General features: G+C 69.7%; 1 protein-coding gene. It reads left to right on the top strand.

Going from position 1 to position 238, the window contains the following annotated elements; genetic code table 11:
- On the top strand, positions 1 to 238 hold a 238-nt coding region (locus CVH10_RS24180; RefSeq protein WP_219925105.1), incomplete at both ends, for a hypothetical protein.

Here is a 238-nt window from a genome sequence, read left to right as displayed (position 1 = left end):
TTCATCGCCGCCATCGGCCTGTTCGTCGCGGGCGGGGTGATCATGGTCGCCGGGCCCTTCGCCGGCTTCCCCGGCGGGCCGTTCGCGGCGATCCTGATGGGGCTGGGCCTGATGGCCGGATCGGTCTTCATCGGCGCCCTGCTGGCCATCTTCACCATCTGGCTGGTCAACGGCGTCGTCTGGTTCGCCCGCCTGCACTATCGCCTGCTCAAGCCCGCGCTTGAGCCCACCCCTGCTC

It is taken from the genome of Halomonas sp. ND22Bw, assembly GCF_003011945.1.
GTDB lineage: Bacteria > Pseudomonadota > Gammaproteobacteria > Pseudomonadales > Halomonadaceae > Halomonas > Halomonas halophila.
The sequence above is the reverse complement of the archived record's forward strand: the minus strand, read 5'-3'. Positions and strand labels throughout refer to the sequence as shown.